The following is a 24,950-nucleotide window of genomic DNA, read 5'->3' as shown; positions in this document are numbered from 1 at the left end:
ATATAAACAGAGGTAAAAATATGAATAAAAACGTCTATTTAGTCGAATTATTTCAAAAAGATTACAAGTTAACTTGGGATTTTCAAACTGAATTACTACAAAGTATTGTGGATTTGAAAATCAGAAATAGAAGAGAAAATAGTAATGAAATTACACCAAATTATTTACTATTTGTAGAGCATCCACATGTATATACTTTAGGGAAAAGTGGTGATATGAAGCATTTACTTCTCAATGAAAATCAGTTAAAAGAGAAAGAAATTTCTTTTTATAAGATAAATAGAGGAGGAGATATTACGTATCATGGACCTGGGCAAGTAGTAGGGTACCCAATTTTAGATTTGGAAAACTTTTTTACTGATATTCACAAGTATTTAAGATTATTAGAGGAAGTTATGATTAATGTGCTTGCAGAATATGGATTAAAAGGAGAGCGAAGTACCGGAGAAACTGGAGTTTGGTTAGATGTTGGTACACCATTTGCTAGAAAAATATGTGCTATGGGAATTAGAACAAGCAGATGGGTTACTATGCATGGCTTTGCACTAAATGTAAATACCAATTTAGGTTATTTTGATCATATCATACCTTGCGGGATTAATGATAAATCAGTAACCTCATTAGAGGTAGAACTAGGAAGAAAACTTGATTTGGAAGAAGTAAAAAACAAAATTCAGTACCATTTTAAATCGCTCTTTGAGGTAAATGAGTTTGTAGACATGCCTTGGAATGGTTTAATTTAACATAAAATACTAGATTTAAACTTAACATAAAGCTAAAAGCTACTATATAACGGTATAGATAACTACATTTAGAATAGATTAGCTAATCTAATGCCGCAAAAATGAATAATGTGAAAATAGTTATTTGCATTCTTATACTTATAGCAGCAAGAAGTAATGCACAAAACCCAATTATAACTCATGTTTTTACAGCTGACCCTACAGCACGTGTCTTTAATGGAAAATTATATGTTTATCCATCTAGTGATACCATTCCTCCAGTTGGAAGAGAAAAAGAGTTTCCACGTTTTTGTATGCCTGGTTATCATGTATTCTCTTTAGAAAACGGGAATACATGGAAAGATCATGGTCGTATTTTAAATAGCTATCAGGTTCCGTGGGGTAAAAAAGGATCTTACACAATGTGGGCGCCAGATTGTGTAGAAAAAAATGGAAAATATTATTACTATTTTCCTGCTGAACCTCATGATCGTAAATGGCATAAAATAGGAGTAGGAGTTTCAGATAGCCCTACAGGTCCTTTCAGATGGGAGAAAAAACCTATTGAAGGGTTAGATGGTATAGATCCAGGAGTTCTCATTGATGATGATGGCGAAACATATATGTATTGGGCTGAGGGAAAAGTAGCAAAGTTAAATGATGACATGAAATCACTAAAAACCCAACCGAGACATATTGAAGGATTACCAGTTGGATATAAAGAAGCTATGTTTCCATTTAAACGAAAAGGAATTTATTACCTAACTTTTGCACACGGATTTCATCATGAAGGATATACAATTGGATATGCTAAAAGCGAAAACCCTTTTGGACCATTTCGGTATATGGGAAAAATAATGGATAATATAGGTAAAGGAACGAACCACCATTCTATAGTTAAATATCAAAATCAATGGATACTTTTTTATCATAATTGGGCAATTAGTGGAACTAATAAACTAAGATCAATATGTGCAGATTATTTAGCCTTTAATGACGAAGCTCCATCTTACAATAGAGATAGTAAAGGTTCTATTAATAAAGTGATTCCTACATTACGAGGAATAGGAACGCCACGTATAAAAGATACTATTCAAATTGATCGATACAATGAGATACATAATTGTAAAACCCAGTTTGTTGGAGGTAATGAACCTATAGGTTGGATGGTTTGCGATGCTAAAAATAATGGTTGGATTAGGTTTAACCGTGTTGATTTTACAAAAGCAAAAACAGTTGAAGCAAGAGTAGCTTGCGGTCAACGATTTGGAACTTTTGAAATACGATTGGATACTTTTGATGGTGTAAAGATAGCGGAATTCGAAAATAAGTATACTGGAGGATGGAATAAGTGGCGTACGTTGAAAACCGATTTAACAAGAAAGATTGTTGGAGTACATGATATATTTATAACCTTCAAAACTCAAGATGGTAATACTAAGGGTGCGAATATAAATTGGTTGTTATTATCTGATTAAATATAAACGACGAATAATATCAAGTTAAGTTTACGAGATATCTAAATGTTATTTTAAAAACCTTCTTAGATTAGGTAAACGAATTCATAAAAAAAACGAGCTTTTAAAAGCTCGTTTTTTTTTTTCTCTATATGGTGTAAGAATTACTTTCTTGCTTTAATATCAAAAGAAAAAGCAATTAAATCGTTGATAGCTTTGTCTTTTAAGTTATCAAAAAACTTACCTGAACCATATTGTACACCAAAGTCAGTTCTATCTACATTAAAAACGTCACTTTTTAATGTAATATCATTTCCGTTTTCAGTAAGTGTAGTAGGAACAGTAATGCTTTTAGTTACATCTTTAATAGTTAAATTTCCAGTAATATGAAGTTTACCATCTTTAACTTCAGAACTAGCAACAACAAACTTTGCAGTTGGGAATTTTTCAACATCGAAAAAGTCAGAAGCCTTTAAATGCCCTTCTAATTTCTCTTTACCTTTTCCTGCTTCTAAATCTAAACAGTTGATAGAATTCATGTCAATTACAAATTCACCAGCCTTTACAACACCGCTTTCAACATCAAAAATTCCTTTTTGTAATTTAATGTCTCCATTATGTGCATCACCTACTTTTTTATCTCCTTTCCAAGTCATAGTAGACTCAGTTACATTCACATTAAAAGAAGCGATTGGGTCAGCAACCTTCTCTTCAACTTTAACTTCTGCTTTAGTCTCTACCTTTTTTTCTCCTTTACAAGAAGTTAACGCGATAGCTACTACAGCTATTGATAAGAATAATTTTTTCATTTTGTTTAGATTATTTATTATTACGAAATTTATTTTCCATGGCAAATATATTTATTATTTGCCTGCTATGGAATTATTTTTTGTCTTTTGTATCTATAATTATGGTTACTGGGCCATCATTTAGTAAATCAACTTTCATATCAGCACCAAATACACCAGTTTGAACTTTTTTACCAAGACTCTTTTCAAATTCAGTAATGAACTTTTCATACATAGGTATGGCAAAATCAGGTTTAGAAGCTTTGATATAACTTGGTCTGTTCCCTTTTTTGGTTGAGGCATGTAAGGTAAATTGACTTACAATAATAGCGTCACCATTAGTTTGTAATAACGAAGAATTCATCACATTATTTTCATCATTAAAAATTCTCAGGTTTACTATCTTTTTAGTCAACCATAATATGTCTTCATCAGCATCTTCATCTTCTATTCCAACTAAAACTAATAAACCTTGTTGGATTTGGGCTACAATTTTATTGTCTACAGTTACACCTGCTCTTGAAACGCGTTGAATTACAGCTTTCATCTACTTATTAGTTATTTTCCAGATAAAATATCAGTTCTATAATTTTCTTCTTCACCTTCTAGAATTTGGAGATAACTTTTATAACGAGACCAAGATATTTCTTCATTTTCTAATGCTTCTTTAACAGCACAATGTGGTTCATTAACATGTATACAATTATTGAATTTGCAATGTTGTTTTAAGGCAAAAAATTCAGGGAAATAATCTCCTAACTCATCCTTATCCATATCTACAACACCAAAACCTTTGATTCCTGGGGTATCAATAATATGTGCATCAAAACTTAAATCAAACATTTCAGCAAATGTGGTAGTATGTTGCCCTTGCTTGTGTTGCTCAGAGATTTCTTTGGTTTTTAAATTCAATGAAGGATCTATGTAATTGACTAAGGTTGTTTTCCCTACTCCAGAATGCCCTGAGAACATACTAACTTTTCCTTTCATCATCTCCTTTATTTCATCTACATTTTTACCGGTAGTAGCAGAGCTTTCTATACATTTATAACCAATGGGCTCATAAATATCTTTAAGGTATAATATTTCTGCTTTTTGCTCAATACTATAGGTATCTATTTTATTGAATACTAAAACTACTTTTATAGAATAGGCCTCAGCGGTTACCAAAAAACGATCGATAAATGTGGTAAAAGTAGGAGGGTTATCTATAGTAACTATAAGAAATACCTGATCTATATTAGAGGCTATAATGTGGGTTTGTTTGGATAGATTTACAGACTTTCGTACTATATAGTTTCTACGTTCAAGTATTTGAGTAATAATTCCTGTTTCTTCATCACTTTTATCTTCTAATGAAAACTCAACTTTATCTCCAACAGCAATAGGATTGGTACTCTTAATTCCTTTAATTCTAAATTTCCCTTTAATTCTACATTTATAGAAAGTATTGTCGTATTTAACCCAATACCAACTTCCAGTTGATTTATATACCGTTCCAATCATATAACAAAGATGAGAATAAAATATTGATCTTAGGTATAAGATTACTCGGTTAAATCATTTATTTTTTGAGGAATAGTTCCTCTTTCGCCTAATCTGACAATGCCAAAAATAAGATCAGCTATCCATCCCGGATTGGTTATTAATGAAGCTGTTTCAGTTACTTTTAGATCTCTGTTATGTATTATATTTTCAATTTCATTAGGCGAAGTACTAGATAGTTTTACAGCAAAATCCCAAGCACCATCCCTAGCAATTTCCATACTGAAATCCACTAGAAAGTTATCAACTTTACGGGTAAATTTTAAAATCTTTTGTAAGAAAGGCCAAATGGTAGCTAAATTATTTTCAACATCATTTACTAAAGAAGCTAATACATCATTTATTTTATAAAAATCATTTTTAAGATTCTGAATATCCTTTCCTTCAACAACTTCATAGGCAGCTATTCCAAGATCCAGATTGATATGTGCATTCATTCCTACGAGAAGATGTTGGAGTACGGTGGGCCAGAATTTTTTAGATAAATTAAAAGCAACTTCCCAAGAAGAGGTGATAGGTTTATTTTGCTGAAAATTATAATAGGCATCAATGTATCTTTTTGCAAAAATAATATCAAGTTGTTCCATTCTAGGTCCATCTTCAAAAATACCATTATGAATTCCTTCTTTTACCTTAATAGTAACTTTTTGGTATAAGGCAGCAAAGTAACCTAAAGGAGATTTATTTTGTTTAGATTCATCAATAATATCTTGTAGTATTTGAATCACATCATCTATAGAAGAAATAGTTTTCATAGGGTAGGACTTTGGTTAGTCCAATAAAGAAAATAAAAAAAAGCGCAATACTGCGCTTTTTTTATTGACTATTTTATGCACTGATAATTTTTTTCTGATGATTGATACTTTCCTGATGTATCGCTTTAAATATTTTAAGTACAAACTCTTCACTTAAATTATTTTCTTCACCTTCTAAAATCATTTTGCCAAGGATTTCATTCCAACGTTTAGTTTGTAGAATAGCTACATTTTTCTCTTTTTTCAACTCACCAATAGAATCAGAAATTCTCATACGTTTTCCCATCATTTCAATAAGTTGATGATCTACAACATCAATTTGTGTTCTTAATGTATTTAGCGCATTTCTATAATCAGCTTCAGTATCTGTTTCTTTTCTGATTTTTAAATCCTCCATCATTTGGATAAGTGTAGTTGGTGTGATTTGCTGTTTGGCATCACTCCAAGCATTATCTGGATCGTAGTGTGTTTCTACCATTAAACCATCAAAGTTTAAATCTAGAGCAGTTTGACAAATATCAAAAATGATATCTCTTCTACCAGCAATATGAGATGGATCACAAATTAATGGTAAATCAGGGTAACGATTTTGTAATTCAATAGGAATTTGCCAGTTAGGATTATTTCTATATCTGGTTTTTTCATAAGTAGAAAACCCTCTGTGAATTGCTCCTAGTTTTGTAATTCCAGCAGTATAAAAACGTTCAAAAGCTCCTAGCCATAATGGTAAATCAGGATTTACTGGGTTTTTAATTAAAACAATTTTATCAGTTCCTTCTAAAGCATCAGCAATTTCTTGAACTATAAAAGGACTTACTGTAGTTCTAGCTCCAATCCAAAGGATGTCTATATCATGTTTTAAGGCTAATTCTACATGTGTTTTGTTAGCTACTTCTGTTGTAGTTAACATACCTGTTTCTTTTTTTGCAGTTTCTAACCACTTTAAACCTAAAGCTCCTACACCTTCAAAATTTCCAGGTCTAGTTCTTGGTTTCCAAATACCAGCTCTTAAAACTGTAGCGTCACTATCTTTTAATTCGTGAGCAATTTTTAATACCTGATCTTCAGTTTCAGCACTACAAGGTCCTGCAATTACTAAAGGATGATTTAATTTGAAATCATCTAGCCATGTTCTTAATTCTTGTTTGTTTTCCATCTGATTATAGTTTAGTGGAGTTTTATTTCTTGTATTCCGTTTAATATTTGTTTTATATGATTTGTGTTTTCCATTTCAGCATAAATAGCTGAATAATCATCATTTTCTAAAAGTGTTTTAAAATGATTTAAATTTTGAATGTATTCATTTAGTGTTTCTACTACATTGTTTTTATTTTGTTTGAAAATTGGTGTCCACATTGCAGGAGAACTTTTTGCTAAACGTACAGTAGATGCAAATCCACTTCCAGCCATGTCAAAAATGTCTCGTTCATTTTTTTCTTTTTCTATGACTGTTTTTCCTAGCATGAATGAACTGATGTGCGATAAATGAGATACATAAGCTATGTGTTTATCGTGAGAAACAGGGTCCATATATCGTATCCTCATTCCTAATTCAGCAAAAATTTCTAGTGCTTTTTCCTGAAGTTTAAAAGCTGTCTTTTCTACTTCGCAAATAATATTGGTTTTACCTTTGTATAAATTTTCTATTGCAGCAGAAGGACCAGAGAATTCAGTTCCAGCAATTGGATGCGCAGCTAAAAAGTTTCTTCGCTTAGGATGTTCTTTAATTACTTCGCAAACTTGTTGTTTGGTAGATCCTACATCGAACACTAAACAAGTATCAGGAATAAGATCGAGAACTTCAGGAATTAATTGTAAAGACACATCAACAGGTACAGAGATAACAACAATTTCTGCATTCTTTAAATCATTATAAGAAGCTTGTTTATCTATAATTTTTGAAGCTATGGCTTCTTTGATATGCTCTTCGTTATTGTCTATTCCAAATAAAACAGCATTACCATATGTATTACGAATATCTTTAGCAATACTACCACCTATCAATCCTATTCCTATTATAAATACATTCATAAAGCGGCTACTTTTTTTAATCGGTTAATAGCTTCTTTTATTTTATTTTCATCAATACATAAAGAAAAACGAATATAACCTTCACCTTGAGAGCCAAAAATAGTACCAGGAGCTACAAAAATGTGATGTTCATGTAGTAATTGATCTATAAATTCTTCAGATTTTTTTGCTTCAGGTAGCTTTGCCCAAACAAATAATCCACTTGTATCTTTACTAAAAGAGCATTGCATTTGTTGTGCCAATTGAAAAATTAAATCTTTTCTTTTTTTATAGGTTTCATTTTGGTCTTGAATCCATTGTTTTGAAGTTTTTAAAGCCTCAATTGCACCTTTTTGAATACCGTAAAACATTCCTGAGTCCATTTGTGTTTTTACTTTTAGAACTTGGTTGAGAAAATTCTCATTTCCTAACACCATTCCAACACGCCAACCTGCCATATTAAATGTTTTACTTAAAGAATTTAGTTCTAAAGCTACATCTTTAGCACCTTCAATGCTTAAAATGCTAGAAGGTTTATCATTTAATATAAAACTATAAGGGTTATCATTTACAATTAGAATATGGTGTTTTTTTGCAAATGCTATTAGCTTAGTATATGTATCTTTTTTTGCATTTTCACCTGTAGGCATATGAGGATAGTTTACCCACATTAATTTTACCTTGGTTAGATCTAATTGTTCTAATTCCGAAAAATTAGGTTGATATTCATTTTCTTCGGATAGATCGTAAAATAGGGGAGATGCACCAATTAATTTTGTTACTGAAGTATACGTAGGGTATCCTGGATTTGGTATTAAAACCTGATCTCCTTCGTTTAAAACAGCTAGAGAAATATGTAAAATTCCTTCTTTACTTCCCATTAATGGCAATGCCTCGTTTTGAGGATTAATATTTACGTTATAATGAGTAGCATAAAACTCTGAAAAAGCTTCACGCAATTCTGGAATTCCCTGATAGCTTTGGTATTTATGTGCTCCAATTTCAGTGCTACTTTGTTGAATAGCTTCTATTACAGTAGAAGGAGGCTGTAAATCTGGACTTCCAATTCCCATGTTAATTACAGGTTTACCTTCAGCAATTAGCTGTCGTACTTCTCTTAATTTTCTTGAGAAATAGTATTCTTGAACGGTATTTAAACGATCTGCAAACTGTATCATAATCTTCCGTTTTTATATTCTCCTAATATTTTAAAATCTGTGGCCATAATTTGTATAATTGATTTGGCTTTTTCATAATCTTCATAGGTGTTAAAAGTAACATCAACAAAAAATGCATACTTCCAAGGCGTTTCAATTTTTGGTAAAGATTGAATTTTAGTTAGATTCAATTTACAATCGCTCATTACATTTAAAACCGTTGCTAAACTCCCTCTTTTATGATCTAACTCAAATTTTAATGATGCTTTATTAATTTGGTCTTTTCCATTTTCAGGGTTTGAAGTTTGAAGAATTACAAAACGTGTAGCATTATTTTTAATGGTTTGGATTTCATCTTCTATAACTTCTAAGTTGAAAATATCTGCAGCCATTTTAGGAGCAATTGCAGCAACACCTGTTAATTGCTTTTCAGCAATTCTCTTTGCAATAGCAGAAGTATCCACATCTTCAATTAATTTGATATGTCTATGTTTTTTGAAAAAATCCTTACACTGCAATAATGCCATAGGATGTGAACAGACTTCGGTAATATGCTCAATTCCCTGTCCAGGTAATGCCATTAAATGATGATGTATAGGTAGGTAATATTCTCCAGAAATATAAAGTTGGTATTTGTCTATTAACGCATAATTTGGAATTATAGAGCCAGCTATGGTATTTTCAATAGCCATAATAGCTTGGTCTGAATTCTTGTTGGTTAAACTTTCGACAAGAGCGTCAAACGATAAACATTTTTCTAAAGTAATGTCTTCTTGATAAAATTTTTCAGCAACTATATGGTGGTTGCTTCCTTCAATTCCTTGTATCGCTATTCTTTTCATTGTAAAAAAAAAGCCTCGGAAATCCGAGGCTTTATATTTATATAATTTTAATGTTTTAAAATTTATGATACAAAGCCTCACTCTTACTAAAATAGTAAAAGTTAAAATAAAAAGCTTTCCATAAATTATTGAACATAATAATTTCTTTAATTAATTCGAAACAAATCTATATATTAAATTGATAAAAACAAATTAAAGGTGTTCGATTTTTTAATTTTTACGATAATTATAAAAAAAGAGTGAAAATATTTCAAAATAAGAAAAGACAGCGCTTTAATTGCATGTAAAATAATGTTTTATGCAAAAGAATAATGATTCATATGTTTTGTTTTCAGTTGATTAATACCATATAGTTTGTGTGTAGATGATTTATGCTACCGAATAAGTGTAATCAGTATTTAATAAAGCTGTTCTATTAGATAAAGTAGTTGTTGTTTCATGCTCGAGTTCGTTTAATAAACGTTTATTCGTATTTAAAAAATTGATTAATCCATCATAGGTAAGTGCTATGGGGATAGTTTCAGACCCTAAGTAATGTATAGATTCACCAACAATTTCAGCTTTAATACCGAGTAAATTAAGTACTCTTAAAAGTTTGTTATCGCATTCTGCAAAAGCAATATTGTTTTGGTCTTTACAAACTGGAGCAATAGCACAAAGCATTAATTTTTTAAATAGGTTAATGTCTCTTAAGCTACTATTAATGGCAAACCTTCCAATGTGATAAATGTGATTTACATTTTTATTTACAATATAGTTTAGTGGGTTTATCCCAAAAATTTTTTCAATAGGAAGTATATCTTTATAATTCCATTTTAAAACTCTGATAGCACCATTGATTGTACCGAGTAAGTCTTTAGAGACAAAAATTTCAGCATTATGAAAGAATTTCATCTCTTCTTGATGGATGTCGTTTACTTCATTTTGATAGTTTTTAGGGACTTGATTAGTGTGGTGTTTGAAGTTTTCTAAAACAATAAATTCTGCAAGATTAGAAACCTGATTTTTTGATAATCTCTCTAAGTGATAGTTTTTAGTAATCATAATTTTAAGTATTTAGGCTTTAAAACTATCTAGGTATTATATGTGAATTGCTACACTTAAGTGTAGTATCATTGTTATTGAGTAAAAAAAAGGATATCTTTGATTGTCTAACTATTACAGCAACTTATTTATGGCCAGAATTAACGATTTTTTTTCTAATAAAAATACCGTTAATCAGATTTCTGATTTTGAGTACATGCAAACAGTCAATTATTTAGAGCCTGTTAAGGCTTTTGCAAGAACAACATATAAGAGTATATATATCATAGATTATCAGAAAAAGGGTTTTGAGTATGTTTCTGATAATCCTTTGTTTTTGTGCGGGCATACAGCGGAGGAAGTTGTAGAAATGGGATATGCATTTTATTTTAAGTATGTAACTAAAACAGATTTAGATCTCTTACTGAAAATAAATACAATTGGTTTTGATTTTTATGAAACCATTCCATTAGAGGAAAGAAAAAATCATATGATTTCTTACGATTTTCATTTAAAAAATAATGATGGTAAAGAATTATTAATCAATCAAAAATTAACTCCTCTTTTTTTAACTAAAGAAGGGAAGATTTGGAAAGCTATTTGTATTATTTCGTTATCTGCTGAACAAGATTCTGGAAATATTAAGGTGTACAAGAAGGGTGATAATAAAGTGTTTGAATATGACCTAGATGGAGACTTTTGGAGAACAAAGGAAAGAATTACGTTATCCAGTAGAGAAAAAGAAATTTTACGTTATTCAATCAGGGGTTATAAAATTAATGAAATTGCTGAAGCCATATTTGTATCACCAGATACAGTGAAATTTCATAGAAGGAAATTGTTTGATAAACTAGAAGTAGTCAATATATCTGAAGCTATTGTGTATGTAACTAATAATAGGCTTATTTAATTTAACGAGAATGCTACTACTACAAGTAATCCCGATACTGGATCGTATCGGGAAATACTATTCTTTTATAAAATTAATTAAAAACTTGTTTAAGGTTTGTGTTAGCTTAAATCTCCCATAATGGTTGATATGTAAAATTCTGGAAATGTTTTACATTCTTTTTGAGTGGCTATATTAAAAAGTAAATGCGTGGTCATTCCTGCCACTGTCCAAGAAGCAATTGGTAATTGAGGAGGAGGTAGATTTTTTTTCTCGTTACTATATTTTTCTAAAATATCATCGATCCAATCGTGTGGGCTTCCCCAGAACTTTAAATAACTAGTAGCGTATTTTACCACATTTATTTCATTAAACTCTTCTTCATCTGCTCTCTTTAAAATATCCAAAGATGGACCCTTAGGGCAAATAACAGTTACCAAGCCGCCCCAGCCAAGATTATAAGGATGGATTACAGGAATGTTGTTTTCTTGACAAATTTGATCAAATAATAGAGGGATTTCAGAGGAGAAATCTAGTGCATTAATAGCTATTTGGTGTCCCTCAATACAACCTCTTATATTATTTTCAGTGATGAATTCATCAAAAACGGTAATAGTAGCTTCGCTATTTATAGCTAATAATCGGTCTTTTATGGCTTCTACTTTATCTCTAGTTATGTCTTCTTCAGTATAATTTTGTCGATTTAAATTTGATAACTCAACTTGATCACCATCTATTATAGTAATACGTTCAAAACCTAATCTTAATGCGCACTCAGCAATTATGCTACCAATACCAGATCCAGCTAAAATTATAGAATAATCTTTTATCTGTTGCTGTTCTTGGTCTGATATGTATAATCTATTTCTGATATAGCGATGTTCTGTTTGTTGTATCATTTCTTATGGTTTATATCAAAGATAATTGCTTGCTAGTGATATTGTACTACACAAAAGTTTAGTGTATTTAACTAATACTGTTAATATTTAGAAAAGGACCAATCTTAAAATTGGTCCTCTGCTTAAAAGAGAAAAGAAAAACTAATCCCTAATCAAATAAAACTACGAGAAATATTAATGGAAAAGAAATCCTCTAACTAATTGTTTGTGTTTTTTTTAACTGTTATTCGTTTTGTATAAACGCATTTAATTTCTTTATACTTCAAATTTAGATAAAGGAATTTGTTTGTGCTAAAGTTTACAGTGCTTTAGCGTTGATTAGAATGAGTTTATTTAATGTGCTTTTATAGCTTAATAAACCATTTAGTGTCAAAGTGTGTAACAATATTATTTTTGAAGTATAGGAATAGAAATCTCTTCTTAAAAATATTTGAATTTTTAATCCTATAAATCCAAATGTTACCGAAGTGGTTTTTGTAGCAAGGTCCCATTATTTTTTCAATATAGAATTTATTTAAATTGATTAATGCATCAAAGTTTTTAGGGAATTTTGAAGTGTTTAGGTTTGGGATTGTTTCATTTGGGTGTAGGATTTTTTCAAAAATACTATCATGTTTAGCTTCTAAACCATTTTGATTAGCTAATGTTTTATTTTGAAAAATACATTCACTTTCTTCAGGAAGGATAGAAAAGTCATGGACTTGTTCAGCAACAGGCTCTTTAGCTATAATCTCAGTAGCTAGTTGTAGATAAGCTTTTGCTCCCTTGCTGCTAATATCATATTCTAAAATGGTTTCTCCATAACTTGGGGCTTGAGTTATCTTAGAACTTCTTTGTATAAGTGTGTTAAACACAAGGTTGTCAAAATAGCTACGGACATAATCTTCAACTTTTCTCGAGAGGTTCAATCTTTTGTCATACATTGTTAGTAAAAAACCTTCTATGTATAATTTGCTATTTAAGTTTTTTTGTACAAATCGTACAGTCTTTAAAAATTGATGTAATCCTTCCAAAGCATAATAATCACATTGTACAGGAATTATTACTGAATCAGAACTTTCTAGGATTTCTAAGTTTTTTCGTTTAAAAAAAGGAACACAATCTATAAGTACATAATCGTATGAATTGCTTATAGTTTGAATTGCTTTTTTGAATTTTGATGTTTCTGAGGGTTCAAAAAAGTTTAAATCTTCAATAAAGGGCAATAAATCAACATTAGGAGATTTAGTTTTAATGATGTTATTTCTTATGACAGAAATAAAATTCATAAACTGTAATGCAGGATTATTTGTTTTTTTAGAAGAATAACCAAAAGATACAGATGCATTGGCTTGTGGGTCAGTATCTACAACTAAAACCTTTTTCTCAAGTATTCCTAAAGCAGCAGATAAGTTAACACAAGTAGTAGTTTTACCTACACCGCCTTTTTGGTTACAGATAGCTATAGCTTTTCCCACTTTATGTATCAACTGTTTAAATTACAGTACTAAAAATACTAAAATATTTAGTATTACAAAATGTAAGATTTTGATCTACAAAAAAATATGTTCTTTTTGAAGTGAAGTATTTAAAATAAAAAAAGCTTCTCAAAATTTGAGAAGCTTTTCGCGGTCTGGACGGGACTCGAACCCGCGACCCCATGCGTGACAGGCATGTATTCTAACCAGCTGAACTACCAGACCGTTGCTGTAATGCGGGTGCAAATATAAGACGCTTTTTCGATTCTGCAAACTTTTTTAAAAAAAAAATTAAAATTTATTTCTGCTTACCAAATAAGAGGTAAGAATTTTGGAGTAACCTTCATTAATATCAACAGGTACATAGCTAATCTTATACTGAAGACATTTGTTTTTTAATTCTTTGAAAAATAACTCTATAGATTCTTTATAGTTGTCTTTTACAGTATCGGCATAGATATTAATTTCCTGTTTGGTTTCAATATCTATGAATTTTTTAGGTGTATTATCAAAATTAAAATTAACTTCAAGTTGTTTATCATAAGTATGAAATAAAATTACTTCGTGCTTGTTGTGTTTTAAATGTCTAAGTGCATTAAAAAGCTCCTCATGATCTTTATTGGTTTGAAACATATCTGTAAAAACAAATATTAAAGACCTTCTATGTATTTTCTCTGCGATCTCATGTAGATATTTATATGTTTCGGTAGTAGATGTAGCTTTTGAGATTAATAATTGCTCTAATTGGCTTACAAGTAGCTTTCGGTGTCTTTCACTTCCTTTTTCTGGAGCATAATATTCATAGGTGTCTGAATAAATACTTAAACCTACCGCATCTCGTTGTTTTTTTAAAATTTCAATTAGAGAAGCAGCAGCAACAGCCGAGAAACCAATTTTATTTAAATCATTTAATTGTTGCGTGCTTTTGATTGGATAATGCATAGAAGAAGAGTTGTCGATAATAATATGACATCTCAAGTTTGTTTCTTCTTCATATTTTTTGGTGTATAGTTTTTCTGTTTTTGCAAAAAGCTTCCAATCGATATGTCTTGTACTTTCACCTTTGTTGTAAAGTTTGTGTTCCGAAAACTCAACTGAGAATCCATGAAATGGACTTTTATGCATTCCTGTTATGAAACCTTCAACCACTTGTTTAGCAAGTAGGTCAAGATTTTTTATTTCTGAGTCTTTAAGTTGTGAAAGTTCTATTCCCATTATCCGAAAATAAAAAAGGTTTGACATTTGTCAAACCTTTTTTATTTAATTTTAAATATTCAAGCTTATAATGCAGCTTCAATTTTATCAGTATATGCCTTTTTAGGAGCAGCACCTACTTGTTTTGCTACTACTTCACCATTTTTGAATACTAGTACAGTTGGGATATTTCTTACACCATATTTAGCTGCAAATTCTTGATTTGCATCTACATCAACCTTTCCAACCACTGCTTTACCTTCATATTCTTCGCTAATTTCGTCAATGATAGGTCCAACCATTCTACATGGGCCACACCAAGTTGCCCAGAAATCAACTAAAACAGGTTTATCTGATTTTAGTACTATTTCTTCAAATGATGTATCTGTAATTTCTAATGCCATTCTTTTGCCTTTTATGTATTTATAATTACAAATGTAGTAATTTATTTCACTTTTATCAATGCGCTAGAGATTGGTTTTTTTTATCTAAATATCAATTTTTTAAATATATGTGAGTATAATTTTTAAAGTGATATAAATATATATTAAATTTGTCCCGCTTTTTTGAGGAAAGATTTGTTCTGATTGCGACCTCGTAAAAAAATGCTAAAACAGTAATGTTAGCTTTCTTTTACGACCAATTATACCTCATAAAGTTTTTCAATTTATTAAAATTATAGAAGCAATATAAATATGCCATATTTTTTTACCTCAGAAAGTGTGTCTGAAGGACACCCAGATAAAGTAGCTGATCAAATTAGCGATGCTTTAATAGATAATTTTTTAGCGTTTGATCCAGATGCAAAAGTAGCCTGTGAAACATTGGTTACAACAGGTCAAGTAGTTTTAGCTGGAGAAGTAAAGTCTAATATTTATTTAGATGTTCAAAAAATTACTAGAAATGTAATTAACAAAATTGGATATACTAAGAGTGAATATATGTTTGATGGGAATTCATGTGGAGTTTTTTCTGCAATACATGAACAATCTGATGATATAAATAGAGGAGTTGATAGGGCTAAGAAAGAAGAGCAAGGAGCTGGTGATCAGGGGATGATGTTTGGTTATGCAACAAATGAGACGGAGAACTATATGCCTCTTGCATTAGATTTATCTCATTTAATTTTAAAAGAATTAGCAGCTTTACGAAGAGAAGGAAAAGACATAGATTATTTAAGACCAGATGCTAAAAGTCAGGTAACAATTGAATATTCTGATGATAATGTACCACAACGTATTGAGGCTATAGTGGTTTCTACTCAACATGATGAATTTGGAGCTGATGATGTGATGTTGGATAAAATTAGAAAAGATATTAAGGAAATTTTAATTCCAAGAGTAGTTGCTAAATTACCTGAAGGAATCCAAAAGTTATTTAATGAAGATATTAAATATCATATTAATCCTACAGGGAAGTTTGTGATTGGAGGACCTCATGGAGACACAGGATTGACAGGAAGAAAAATTATAGTAGACACTTATGGAGGAAAAGGAGCCCATGGTGGAGGTGCATTTTCAGGAAAAGATCCTAGTAAAGTAGATAGAAGTGCAGCTTATGCAACACGTCACATTGCTAAAAATTTAGTAGCTGCAGGAGTTGCAGATGAAGTTTTAGTGCAAGTGTCTTATGCTATTGGAGTTGTAGAACCTATGGGGATTTTTGTTGATACTTACGGAACTTCAAAAGTTTCATTATCAGATGGAGAAATCGCTGAAAAAGTATCTGAAATTTTTGACATGAGACCTCATGCTATAGAATCTAGATTAAAATTAAGAACTCCAATGTATAGTGAAACGGCTGCTTATGGACATATGGGGAGAGCTAATGAAATAGTTTCTAAAACATTTGTTCAACCTAATGGTCAAGAGAAAGTTTTAGATGTAGAATTATTTACTTGGGAAAAGTTAGATTATGTAGATAAAGTGAAAAACGTATTTGATCTATAAATAGATAGTAATCGTTTTTAATATAATATAAAGGTGCTTAATTTTGATTGAGCATCTTTTTTATTTGCAGTCCTAAAACATCCGAATATGTTACATTTTTCAAATCTATTACACCTATGTGATTGATTTATAATGTTTTGATTTTTTGTTTTGTAGTGAAACAAATTTGAAATATTTAGGCATACATTTGATATATCTTTGTGATAAATAACAACCAAAAGGGGATTAAAATTAAGTATCATGGGGAAATTATTACTTATTAAGATTAACGATTTTACTAGAAAATTTTTAAAAGCACTAGCGGAGTCTGGAAAGGCAGCAAGTTATGCAATAAATAACTAGAGAATTAGATTAGTATATCGAAAAAAGGGAAATGTGATTAAGATAACATTTCCCTTTTTTGTTTTAGAGGATTTTATAAATTTGCTGGAAATTTAAATTTATTAACTATGAAAAAACACACAATTATCACTTCAATTTTATCATTAAGTTTTTTATGGATTGGATGTAGCGAAACAGCTACTGAAGATTTTGAACAGGTAAATAAAGATGCCGCTAAAAAAAGGCTTAAGACAATTTCTTCAAATCAAGGTGGAGAAAACTTATCGTCTACTTTTTTTTATGATTCAAAAGGAAGACTTGAAAAGATTGAAACTGGTAATGTCAATGAAAAGAGTACGTTTCAGTATGCAAATACTGGAGATTTACTAAATGTTTCAGGTGAAGGAGTAAATGAAACATTAAATGTAGAAACTTTATATCAATCACCATATAAGGCTTTTGAATTAGGAGAAGTTTTAGATTATGATGCTAGAAAGAACCCTTCTAAAATTTTATTTAAGGAAGAAGTATATGATTACAATACTCAAACGTATAAAGTAATCAGTTTAACAGCGGAAATAGAATATGACGAAAACCCTAACTTTTACTTTTATACACTTGAAGCTGCAGGTATAATTGATATTTTAGATGGTGTTCAGTTGGATTTTAGTATGGCGGCGCAAAGTGCTGAACTAATAAAAGCTAGACAGTTACTTCCTTTAAATAATCCTGTGAAATTTGTGTATAAGGATGGAGAGAGTAATGTATTGTCAACTATAGAGGTAAGTTATAATTATGATGAAGATAACTATCCAACTAAAGCTATATCAGTTCTAACAAATAGCTATGGATCAGAGTCTACAGCTGTAGATTTTTCATATGAATAATTTAGTAAAGAACAGTGAAAAAAAAGAGGGTTTCAAACGAAACCCTCTTTTTTTATTTAATATCTATTATATACGGCATTCTAGCTTGAATTCCTTTTAGATTTTTCATTTGATTAATTTGATCAAACAACTGATAGCTTTCGTTACCTAAAGCTTCTCTAAGTATTTCTTCTTTGTTCACTTTGCCTAAAGGAGAAAGTTTAAACATTTCTTTATAATCTTTTTTATAGTTGGGGTAGTTTCGTATTCTATACGTTTTAATATCTGCTAATTGAACAGCAGCAAGTATAGCCTTATCTAATCCTCCTAATTCATCTACTAACCCCTTAGCAAGCGCTTCTTTTCCAGTCCAAACTCTACCTTGTGCTATTGCATCTACTTGTTCAAAAGTCATTTTTCTACCATTAGCAACTCTAGTAACAAAAGTGGTATAAATTTGTTCTACACCTTCTTTAGTAACATCATAAAACTTTTGATTCATCGGTTCAAATACACTATAGCTAGCACTATTGTTAGTTGAAACTTGTTCTGCATTGATACCTATTTTTTTAGATAATTCGTATGCATTTGGAATTGCTCCAAAAACTCCTATAGATCCTGTAATTGTAGTTGGTTCAGCAACAATTAAATCAGCATTACAAGCAATATAATAACCACCTGAGGCAGCTACATTACCCATAGATACTACAATAGGTTTCTCTTTTTTAGCTAATTCTAATTCTCTCCAAATTAATTCAGAAGCTAAGGCGCTTCCTCCTGGAGAATTTACACGTAAAACAATAGCTTTTACGTTTTTATCTTTTACAGCTTTTTTAATAGATTTATTAATTAGCCCTTGTCCAATAATACGATCATTACCTTCACCATACATGATTTGACCTTGTGCATAAATCACTGCTATTTTATCTTTTGCTACTGAAGATTTTCGTCCTTTTCCGGAAGCAATATAATCTTGGATTGAAATAGTTTCTACTTTCTTAACATCGGCAGCTATTTCTAATTTCTTATCATATTCATCTTTATATAAAATTTGATCAATTAAGTTGTTTTTCTTTGCTAGTTCTGCATTTCTAGCCTCTGAATTATCAGCAATTGTATTTAATTTTTCTACAGAAATTTTTCTGTTGTTACTTATTGCAGCAGTTACTTCTGACCATATAGATTTTAAAAATGAAGAAATTTGTTCTCTGTTGGCATCACTCATTTTGTTGTCTAAATACGGTTCAACAGCACTTTTGTATTTACCATGTCTAATAACTTCCATTTTAATACCATATTTATCTTCAAAATCTTTGTAATAAAGTATTTCAGAAGATAAACCGTTGAAATCAATTTGACCTACAGGATTTAAAAATAAGCTATCAGCGACAGAACTTAAATAATAATTTTTCTGACTGTATACATCATTATAAGCATAGATGAATTTCCCAGACTCTTTAAACTCTTCTAATTTTGTTCTTATAGATTGAGTTTGAGCAAAACCTGCATTAATGAAAGTAGTATTTAAACTAATTCCTTTAATATTATCATCTAATTGTGCATTATCTATAGCGTTTAGAATATTGTTTAAAGCAAGTTTTTGTTTGTCTAATTTAAAAGCTTTTACAAAAGGGTTATCATCTTTAGGAGCATAATCTTTGATAGCCGATGTTAAATCTAATTCTAAAATAGAGTTAGGTTCTACTTCAATTACCTCTTCTTTTCCTACTAAAGAAGCAATACCTATGAATACTAATAAGATTAAAAAAATACTGATAAAAAAACCTACGATGGATGCTAATAAATTGCGTAAAAATTTCATTTTCTTTATTAAAAAATTGCTAGCAAATATACACTTTTAAAGCGAGTTAATTAACGGAGACGCATTCTGTATTTTTGCTCTGCGAACTGGAAATAGTTGAATAATTTAAAGTTAACTTCGTACCCATAATCAATATTAGGATCATAGTCTATAAGATTACAATAAATGTTTGGATTATATCTAGAAGGATTAGACACTCTCATATTCCATACAGGTACGTATAATTGATTTCTATTCTCCAAATAAACTTTAGAAAAATAGCCTTCAGGTCTTGCGATGGTTAATAAATAGGTATTGAAACCTGGGTCTAAAATTATAATTTCATATTCCAGACTATCGTTTTTTATTACAACAGGTTCTTCTTTTGTGTTATTAGAATTAACAGCTGTATTTGTCGAATTACAATTTGCAAGTAACAGTACTATAACACTTCCTATTCCTAAATAATAAACCAGATTTTTCATATTAAATATAGTTTATCTATAATTTACATAATTTAAATATATGTTTATGTGAATTAGGGTGTTAATGTTTTGTTATTTTAATAAATCAGTTTGTTGAAAGAGATTGTCTATAGTGTTTTTTGATTGCTCTTTTCCGTCCAATAACCAACGTAAATATTCTTGTTCATCTGGAGTGTATCCAACAGGTGTATTCAGTACTTTTTTACCATCAGAACTTAATAATACATAGTAGGGTTGTGTATTAGTCTGGAAAAATACAGTTTGAAAATGTGACCATTTATTTCCATATGAAGTTAACTTTCTGGTTCCTCCATTAATTCTATTCACTACTATTTGTTGATCTTTGGGTAACTCTTTTTTGTCATCTACATACAAAGAGATTAAAACATAATCGTTACGTAATACATCATCTACTTCTTGTATTGGCCATACGTGTTCTTCCATTTTACGACAATTTACACAAGCATATCCTGTGAAATCTAATAGTACAGGTTTGTTTTCTTTTTTTGCATAAGCTAAACCTTCTTTTAAGTCTTTAAAACACTTTAGGTTATTCGGACAGTCATTAGGATATAAAAAACTATATCCTACGGAAGGAGCTAATCCACTGAGTAAAGATAGTGGTGTAAACGTATTTGTTGTTTTATTTATCCTGAAACCAGTAACTAAGTAAATTGTAAATACAGCTATTATTATCCCTAATCCAATTCTTGGGAAAGAAATTTTTTGCAATTTAGAATCGTGTGGAAACTTAATTATACCAAAAAGGTATAGGGCTAATCCCGCAAAAATTAAGATCCAAATAACTAAAAAAGGTTCAATTTTTAAAATGTTCCAATGTGCAACTAAATCAGCATTTGATAAAAACTTAAATGCTAAAGCAAGTTCTAAGAATCCTAAAACAACTTTTACGGTATTCATCCAGCCTCCAGATTTTGGTAAAGAATTTAACCAGCCAGGGAATGCAGCAAATAATGCAAAAGGAAGTGCAATAGCCATAGAGAAACCAAGCATTCCGATTACGGGAGCTAATCCGCCATTAGATGCGGCTTGTACTAAAAGAGTTCCAACTATTGGACCAGTACAAGAAAAAGAAACCACAGCTAAAGCTAATGCCATAAAGAAGATTCCTATAAGTCCACTTTTATCAGCTTGATCATCAATTTTAGTTGACCACGAACTAGGTAAAGTAAGTTCATAAAAACCAAAGAATGAAAAAGCAAAGAATACTAAAATAGCGAAGAATATAACATTAAACCAAACGTTTGTTGATAATCGATTTAGTGCATCGGCACCAAAAACCACGGTAATTAAACTTCCTAATAATACATAAATAGCTATAATAGATATTCCATAAAAAATAGCATTTCTAATTCCTATAGCTTTATTCTTACTCTGTTTGGTAAAATAACTTACAGTCATAGGTATCATTGGAAATACACAAGGAGTAAGTAGTGCTGCAAAACCTGAGAAAAATGCTATTAAGAAAATATTTAGCAAAGAAGATTTGTCATTTTTATTTTCAATACTATTATTTGTGTTGCCCTCTTCGTTTTTATCTAGTGTATTTAAGTTTACTGTAGGTTGTTGGAAATTATCAGTAGAGAGTCCATATAATAATTGTGTAGCTTCATTGTCTGTTAATGTTGCTTTTGTATCTTTCTTACTAGCAACCTTGCCTGAAGTAGAAAAAATTAATTCTTCTGTTTTTGGAGGTAAACAACGTACATCGTCACAAACCATAAACTGCACTTCTACATCAATTTTCGCCTCTTTATTTAGGAGTTTAATTTTTTGCTTAAATGAAGTTTTCTTTGCAAAATACTTAATTTCCATTTTAAAGGTATTGTCAAACTCAGTAACACCTTTTTCCTCAATAGTTTTTCCGATCAATTCATAATCATCATTAGGTTTATAGGTGAATACAGTAGGTCTAGGTCCACCTTTAGGAACTTCCTGAGCATATAAATGCCATCCCTTATCAATAATTGCAGTAGTAACTAAATTATATTCATCATCAGTAATTTTTTCTATACTAGTTTTCCATTGCACAGGCTCAAATACTTGTGAATGGCTTAATGTGTTGATTAATATTACGAGTAGAAAAAAAACGTTTTTCATTGTACCTTAAGTTTATAACTGTAAGACGTAAAAATAACCTTTTTCATACAAATAGTATTGTTTAGGTTTTTACTAAATTTAAAACAAAATTTATATCATGAAAAAACGTTGTTTTTGGGTAACTAATGATCCATTATATATAAAGTATCACGATGAAGAATGGGGAGTACCCGTGTATGATGACGAAACATTATTTGAGTTTTTAGTTTTAGAAACCTTTCAGGCCGGCTTAAGTTGGATAACCATACTAAAGAAACGAGAAAACTTTAGAGCAGCTTTAGATAAATTTGATTACAAAAAAATAGCCGAATATCAGGAGGAAAAATATAATGAGTTATTACAAAACCAAGGGATAATAAGAAATAAGCTAAAAATAAAAGCAACAATAACCAATGCTCAAGCTTTCATGAAAGTGCAAGACGAATTTGGAACATTTTCAAAATATATTTGGGGGTTTTGCAATGGAAAGCCTATTCAAAATGCATTTGTAACTAGAGAAGAGGTGCCCGCAACAACTGAATTATCAGATACTATCTCTAAAGATTTAAAAAAAAGAGGTTTTAAATTTGTGGGCTCAACAGTAATTTATGCTTTTATGCAAGCTACAGGTATGGTAAACGATCATACTGTGGATTGTTTTAGGTACAATGAAGTGAAATCTTTATAGATAGGGATAAATAATTATGGCAAAAAAGAGTAAAGATCCAGGGTTTGGATATAAATCAGCGAAAAATGTAAAGGGGACTATTAATAAAGATGGCAGTTCTAACATTATTCATATAAACAGGAGATTTGGGATTGAGGATTTATATACCTTCTTTATAGCGTTGAGTTGGTGGCAATTTTTTCTTTTAGTCATTTTAGGATATACCGCATTAAATATTGTCTTTGGAATTATCTACACGCTAATAGGTATTGAACAAATAACGCCTTCTACGGGCAATACTTTTAGAGACTTTTTAAATGGCTTTTTCTTTAGCGCGCAAACGTTAACAACAGTAGGTTATGGAGGAATAGCTCCTAAAGGGTTAACGGCTAATATGATTGCAGCTTTTGAAGCTCTAATAGGTTTGATTAGTTTTTCTTTTATCACAGGATTATTATATGGTAGATTTTCAAAACCAAAAGCTGCTATTCGCTTTAGTAATAATTTAATTGTAAGAGATTTTAATGATGGAAGGGCACTAATGTTTCGATTGATGAACAGTAGAAAAACATTAATGATAGAACCCAAAGTAACGGTCAATTTATCAATAAATGAACAAGATGAAACAGGACAATATAAAAGGAGTTTTTTCCGGTTGTCTTTAGAAAGAGATAAAATTACATATCTACCAACTATTTGGACAATAGTTCATCCGATAGATGAGATGAGTCCTTTATATCATTTAACTAATGAGGAGATTAAAAATTTAGATGCTGGATTATATATTATGATCCAATATCATGAAGAATCTTTTGGACAAACAGTATATCAGGCAACATCATATAAGTTCTCTCAGATTCTAACCGATGTTAAATACGCTCCTTCTTCAAATTTTGATGAAGATGGATATACAGTGTTAGATCATGAGAAATTAAGCGATGTTGAACCTATGGTTTAGTGCTTAATAAGATATTTAGCTAAGAATAATAAACCTATAGTAGCTACAATACCAATAGCTACGTATAATGCAGCATTTTGGTAATATTTTTGATTGTTTTTAGCATCTTTCTTGTAGCTAAAAATCATTAAAGCAGTAAAAGCAATTACAAAAAAACTAGCAAAAATAATTCTACCTGTAGTAAACATTTTAGCGGCTATTATCAACATAAATTATCAGATTAATTAATTTAGTTGTACATAATACTTTGTACATTTAGCAAAAGTACTAAATAAATGAAAAAGGCACTTATTTTTGGAGCTACTTCTGGTATTGGAAAAGCATTAACAGAATTATTAATAGCAGATGGTTATTATGTTGCTATTACAGGTAGAAGGTTAGAAAAGTTAGAAGAGTTAGCAACTAAGTATTCTGATCGAGTACTAATTAAACAAAATGATATTCAAAAAGTAGATCATGTTGAAGAAGTGTTTCATCAAGTAGTAGATGAATTTGGACATATAGACTTAATAATTCAATCTTCAGGTATTGGTCATGTAAATACAGCATTGGATTGGGATAAAGAAGAAGAAACTATTCTTACCAATGTGCTTGGAGTAACTAAATTATATGATTTAGCTTTTAATTTATTTAGAAAACAACAATTTGGGCATTTAGTAGGAATAACTTCAATTGCATCTTTAAGAGGTAATAGACAAGCACCATCTTATTTTGCTTCTAAAGCTTACCAAAAAGCATATTTAGAAAGTTTACATATTAAAACCAAAACAATTAAAGGTAAAAAGGTATTCATAACCGATATTCGACCAGGTTTTGTTGATACTGCCATGGCACTAGGAGATGGAATATTCTGGATGGTTCCATTAGAAAAAGCTGCAAAACAAATATTTAATGCAGTAAGGCGAAAGAGGAGAATAGCTTACATTTCTAAACGCTGGAAAATAATAGCGTTTGTACTTAAAATAGTGCCAACTTGGATTCTTAAAAAAGTAATGTAATTGAGTAATCAACTAATAGTATTGATTGTATAGTGAGTCTTAATACATGAACGAAGTTTAATTTAAA

Annotated in this window: 25 protein-coding genes and 1 tRNA gene; 8 read left to right on the top strand and 18 right to left on the bottom strand. The window is 30.3% G+C overall.

Translation table 11 applies throughout. The features are described 5' to 3' along the window. The first annotated feature begins 20 nt into the window (after positions 1 to 20). Complete coding sequence (lipB, locus tag BVC87_RS07290) at positions 21 to 743, top strand: lipoyl(octanoyl) transferase LipB (RefSeq protein WP_075341741.1); 723 nt, start codon at positions 21 to 23, stop codon at positions 741 to 743. A gap of 110 nt (positions 744 to 853) precedes the next feature. Continuing rightward, positions 854 to 2,200 carry a family 43 glycosylhydrolase gene (locus BVC87_RS07285; protein WP_159439331.1) on the top strand — a complete coding sequence of 449 codons (1,347 nt, stop codon included), beginning with the start codon at positions 854 to 856 and terminating at the stop codon, positions 2,198 to 2,200. A gap of 143 nt (positions 2,201 to 2,343) precedes the next feature. Here BVC87_RS07285 and BVC87_RS07280 read toward each other — a convergent pair whose 3' ends face one another. The 9 genes from BVC87_RS07280 to BVC87_RS07240 form a co-directional block, all read right to left on the bottom strand. After that, complete coding sequence (locus BVC87_RS07280) at positions 2,344 to 2,988, bottom strand: YceI family protein (protein ID WP_075341702.1); 645 nt, start codon at positions 2,986 to 2,988, stop codon at positions 2,344 to 2,346. A gap of 73 nt (positions 2,989 to 3,061) precedes the next feature. Further along, positions 3,062 to 3,514 carry a D-aminoacyl-tRNA deacylase gene (gene dtd / locus BVC87_RS07275; RefSeq protein WP_075341701.1) on the bottom strand — a complete coding sequence of 151 codons (453 nt, stop codon included), beginning with the start codon at positions 3,512 to 3,514 and terminating at the stop codon, positions 3,062 to 3,064. Positions 3,515 to 3,525: 11 nt separating this feature from the next. Then, positions 3,526 to 4,473: a ribosome small subunit-dependent GTPase A gene (rsgA, locus tag BVC87_RS07270; protein ID WP_075341700.1), complete on the bottom strand. Its 948-nt coding sequence runs from the start codon at positions 4,471 to 4,473 to the stop codon at positions 3,526 to 3,528. Positions 4,474 to 4,514: 41 nt separating this feature from the next. Next, complete coding sequence (locus BVC87_RS07265; protein WP_075341699.1) at positions 4,515 to 5,267, bottom strand: DUF5995 family protein; 753 nt, start codon at positions 5,265 to 5,267, stop codon at positions 4,515 to 4,517. 73 nt (positions 5,268 to 5,340) lie between these two features. Beyond that, positions 5,341 to 6,423 (bottom strand): bifunctional 3-deoxy-7-phosphoheptulonate synthase/chorismate mutase type II, encoded by a 1,083-nt coding sequence (locus tag BVC87_RS07260; RefSeq protein ID WP_075341698.1) that lies wholly within the window; start codon positions 6,421 to 6,423, stop codon positions 5,341 to 5,343. 11 nt (positions 6,424 to 6,434) lie between these two features. Then, positions 6,435 to 7,298: a prephenate dehydrogenase gene (locus tag BVC87_RS07255; RefSeq protein ID WP_075341697.1), complete on the bottom strand. Its 864-nt coding sequence runs from the start codon at positions 7,296 to 7,298 to the stop codon at positions 6,435 to 6,437. Further along, positions 7,295 to 8,455 (bottom strand): pyridoxal phosphate-dependent aminotransferase, encoded by a 1,161-nt coding sequence (locus BVC87_RS07250; protein ID WP_075341696.1) that lies wholly within the window; start codon positions 8,453 to 8,455, stop codon positions 7,295 to 7,297. The genes BVC87_RS07255 and BVC87_RS07250 overlap by 4 nt, the downstream gene beginning before the upstream one ends. Continuing rightward, the gene (locus tag BVC87_RS07245) at positions 8,452 to 9,276 is read right to left on the bottom strand and encodes a prephenate dehydratase (protein ID WP_075341695.1); all 825 of its coding nucleotides are present in this window, start codon (positions 9,274 to 9,276) and stop codon (positions 8,452 to 8,454) included. The genes BVC87_RS07250 and BVC87_RS07245 overlap by 4 nt, the downstream gene beginning before the upstream one ends. A gap of 369 nt (positions 9,277 to 9,645) precedes the next feature. After that, entirely contained in the window at positions 9,646 to 10,320 is a 675-nt protein-coding gene (locus BVC87_RS07240) for a hypothetical protein (protein WP_075341694.1), read from the bottom strand. A gap of 130 nt (positions 10,321 to 10,450) precedes the next feature. Here BVC87_RS07240 and BVC87_RS07235 point away from each other — a divergent pair, with 130 nt between their 5' ends. Beyond that, positions 10,451 to 11,209: a response regulator transcription factor gene (locus tag BVC87_RS07235; RefSeq protein WP_075341693.1), complete on the top strand. Its 759-nt coding sequence runs from the start codon at positions 10,451 to 10,453 to the stop codon at positions 11,207 to 11,209. Positions 11,210 to 11,310: 101 nt separating this feature from the next. Here BVC87_RS07235 and BVC87_RS07230 read toward each other — a convergent pair whose 3' ends face one another. The 5 genes from BVC87_RS07230 to trxA form a co-directional block, all read right to left on the bottom strand. Beyond that, the gene (locus BVC87_RS07230; protein WP_075341692.1) at positions 11,311 to 12,087 is read right to left on the bottom strand and encodes a HesA/MoeB/ThiF family protein; all 777 of its coding nucleotides are present in this window, start codon (positions 12,085 to 12,087) and stop codon (positions 11,311 to 11,313) included. A 344-nt stretch (positions 12,088 to 12,431) separates the two neighbouring features. Beyond that, positions 12,432 to 13,556 (bottom strand): ParA family protein, encoded by a 1,125-nt coding sequence (locus BVC87_RS07225; protein WP_317041726.1) that lies wholly within the window; start codon positions 13,554 to 13,556, stop codon positions 12,432 to 12,434. Between the two features lie 139 nt (positions 13,557 to 13,695). Beyond that, positions 13,696 to 13,769 (bottom strand) — tRNA-Asp (locus BVC87_RS07220). 66 nt (positions 13,770 to 13,835) lie between these two features. After that, on the bottom strand, positions 13,836 to 14,759 hold the full coding sequence (locus BVC87_RS07215; protein ID WP_200799173.1) for a DUF58 domain-containing protein: 924 nt from the start codon (positions 14,757 to 14,759) through the stop codon (positions 13,836 to 13,838). 65 nt (positions 14,760 to 14,824) lie between these two features. Beyond that, complete coding sequence (trxA, locus tag BVC87_RS07210; protein ID WP_075341690.1) at positions 14,825 to 15,142, bottom strand: thioredoxin; 318 nt, start codon at positions 15,140 to 15,142, stop codon at positions 14,825 to 14,827. A 291-nt stretch (positions 15,143 to 15,433) separates the two neighbouring features. Here trxA and metK point away from each other — a divergent pair, with 291 nt between their 5' ends. Beyond that, positions 15,434 to 16,687, top strand: coding sequence for a methionine adenosyltransferase (gene metK, locus BVC87_RS07205; RefSeq protein WP_075341689.1), 1,254 nt, complete (start codon positions 15,434 to 15,436; stop codon positions 16,685 to 16,687). 449 nt (positions 16,688 to 17,136) lie between these two features. Next, positions 17,137 to 17,895, top strand: a complete 759-nt coding sequence (locus BVC87_RS07200; RefSeq protein ID WP_075341688.1) for a hypothetical protein — start codon at positions 17,137 to 17,139, stop codon at positions 17,893 to 17,895. A gap of 52 nt (positions 17,896 to 17,947) precedes the next feature. Here BVC87_RS07200 and sppA read toward each other — a convergent pair whose 3' ends face one another. The 3 genes from sppA to BVC87_RS07185 all read right to left on the bottom strand — a co-directional run bounded on the left by sppA (position 17,948) and on the right by BVC87_RS07185 (position 22,281). Then, on the bottom strand, positions 17,948 to 19,696 hold the full coding sequence (gene sppA / locus BVC87_RS07195; RefSeq protein WP_075341687.1) for a signal peptide peptidase SppA: 1,749 nt from the start codon (positions 19,694 to 19,696) through the stop codon (positions 17,948 to 17,950). Between the two features lie 50 nt (positions 19,697 to 19,746). Next, a complete protein-coding gene (locus tag BVC87_RS07190; RefSeq protein WP_075341686.1) occupies positions 19,747 to 20,160 on the bottom strand; it encodes a DUF6146 family protein in 414 nt (137 codons plus the stop codon). A 72-nt stretch (positions 20,161 to 20,232) separates the two neighbouring features. Continuing rightward, positions 20,233 to 22,281 carry a protein-disulfide reductase DsbD family protein gene (locus tag BVC87_RS07185; RefSeq protein ID WP_075341685.1) on the bottom strand — a complete coding sequence of 683 codons (2,049 nt, stop codon included), beginning with the start codon at positions 22,279 to 22,281 and terminating at the stop codon, positions 20,233 to 20,235. Between the two features lie 97 nt (positions 22,282 to 22,378). Between BVC87_RS07185 and BVC87_RS07180 the strand changes: the two genes are divergently transcribed. Together BVC87_RS07180 and BVC87_RS07175 are read left to right on the top strand one after the other, a co-directional pair. After that, complete coding sequence (locus BVC87_RS07180; RefSeq protein WP_075341684.1) at positions 22,379 to 22,948, top strand: DNA-3-methyladenine glycosylase I; 570 nt, start codon at positions 22,379 to 22,381, stop codon at positions 22,946 to 22,948. A 16-nt stretch (positions 22,949 to 22,964) separates the two neighbouring features. Next, entirely contained in the window at positions 22,965 to 23,885 is a 921-nt protein-coding gene (locus BVC87_RS07175; protein WP_075341683.1) for an ion channel, read from the top strand. Here BVC87_RS07175 and BVC87_RS07170 read toward each other — a convergent pair. Continuing rightward, complete coding sequence (locus BVC87_RS07170; RefSeq protein WP_234974647.1) at positions 23,882 to 24,094, bottom strand: hypothetical protein; 213 nt, start codon at positions 24,092 to 24,094, stop codon at positions 23,882 to 23,884. The genes BVC87_RS07175 and BVC87_RS07170 overlap by 4 nt on opposite strands. Before the next feature lie 66 nt (positions 24,095 to 24,160). Here BVC87_RS07170 and BVC87_RS07165 point away from each other — a divergent pair, with 66 nt between their 5' ends. Further along, on the top strand, positions 24,161 to 24,883 hold the full coding sequence (locus BVC87_RS07165; protein ID WP_075341681.1) for an SDR family NAD(P)-dependent oxidoreductase: 723 nt from the start codon (positions 24,161 to 24,163) through the stop codon (positions 24,881 to 24,883). Positions 24,884 to 24,950 lie beyond the last annotated feature (67 nt).

Origin of the sequence: Tenacibaculum agarivorans, from assembly GCF_001936575.1 — a bacterium.
In the GTDB taxonomy this organism is placed as follows: Bacteria; Bacteroidota; Bacteroidia; order Flavobacteriales; family Flavobacteriaceae; genus Polaribacter; species Polaribacter agarivorans.
The sequence above is the reverse complement of the archived record's forward strand: the minus strand, read 5'-3'. Positions and strand labels throughout refer to the sequence as shown.

Coding starts and splice junctions, on each gene's coding strand:
- lipB (WP_075341741.1), top strand. CDS start 21: ATGAATAAAAACGTCTATTTAGTCGAATTATTTCAAAAAGATTACAAG.
- BVC87_RS07280 (WP_075341702.1), bottom strand. CDS start 2,988: ATGAAAAAATTATTCTTATCAATAGCTGTAGTAGCTATCGCGTTAACT.
- dtd (WP_075341701.1), bottom strand. CDS start 3,514: ATGAAAGCTGTAATTCAACGCGTTTCAAGAGCAGGTGTAACTGTAGAC.
- rsgA (WP_075341700.1), bottom strand. CDS start 4,473: ATGATTGGAACGGTATATAAATCAACTGGAAGTTGGTATTGGGTTAAA.
- BVC87_RS07265 (WP_075341699.1), bottom strand. CDS start 5,267: ATGAAAACTATTTCTTCTATAGATGATGTGATTCAAATACTACAAGAT.
- BVC87_RS07260 (WP_075341698.1), bottom strand. CDS start 6,423: ATGGAAAACAAACAAGAATTAAGAACATGGCTAGATGATTTCAAATTA.
- BVC87_RS07255 (WP_075341697.1), bottom strand. CDS start 7,298: ATGAATGTATTTATAATAGGAATAGGATTGATAGGTGGTAGTATTGCT.
- BVC87_RS07250 (WP_075341696.1), bottom strand. CDS start 8,455: ATGATACAGTTTGCAGATCGTTTAAATACCGTTCAAGAATACTATTTC.
- BVC87_RS07245 (WP_075341695.1), bottom strand. CDS start 9,276: ATGAAAAGAATAGCGATACAAGGAATTGAAGGAAGCAACCACCATATA.
- BVC87_RS07240 (WP_075341694.1), bottom strand. CDS start 10,320: ATGATTACTAAAAACTATCACTTAGAGAGATTATCAAAAAATCAGGTT.
- BVC87_RS07235 (WP_075341693.1), top strand. CDS start 10,451: ATGGCCAGAATTAACGATTTTTTTTCTAATAAAAATACCGTTAATCAG.
- BVC87_RS07230 (WP_075341692.1), bottom strand. CDS start 12,087: ATGATACAACAAACAGAACATCGCTATATCAGAAATAGATTATACATA.
- BVC87_RS07215 (WP_200799173.1), bottom strand. CDS start 14,759: ATGGGAATAGAACTTTCACAACTTAAAGACTCAGAAATAAAAAATCTT.
- trxA (WP_075341690.1), bottom strand. CDS start 15,142: ATGGCATTAGAAATTACAGATACATCATTTGAAGAAATAGTACTAAAA.
- metK (WP_075341689.1), top strand. CDS start 15,434: ATGCCATATTTTTTTACCTCAGAAAGTGTGTCTGAAGGACACCCAGAT.
- BVC87_RS07200 (WP_075341688.1), top strand. CDS start 17,137: ATGAAAAAACACACAATTATCACTTCAATTTTATCATTAAGTTTTTTA.
- sppA (WP_075341687.1), bottom strand. CDS start 19,696: ATGAAATTTTTACGCAATTTATTAGCATCCATCGTAGGTTTTTTTATC.
- BVC87_RS07190 (WP_075341686.1), bottom strand. CDS start 20,160: ATGAAAAATCTGGTTTATTATTTAGGAATAGGAAGTGTTATAGTACTG.
- BVC87_RS07185 (WP_075341685.1), bottom strand. CDS start 22,281: ATGAAAAACGTTTTTTTTCTACTCGTAATATTAATCAACACATTAAGC.
- BVC87_RS07180 (WP_075341684.1), top strand. CDS start 22,379: ATGAAAAAACGTTGTTTTTGGGTAACTAATGATCCATTATATATAAAG.
- BVC87_RS07175 (WP_075341683.1), top strand. CDS start 22,965: ATGGCAAAAAAGAGTAAAGATCCAGGGTTTGGATATAAATCAGCGAAA.
- BVC87_RS07170 (WP_234974647.1), bottom strand. CDS start 24,094: ATGTTGATAATAGCCGCTAAAATGTTTACTACAGGTAGAATTATTTTT.
- BVC87_RS07165 (WP_075341681.1), top strand. CDS start 24,161: ATGAAAAAGGCACTTATTTTTGGAGCTACTTCTGGTATTGGAAAAGCA.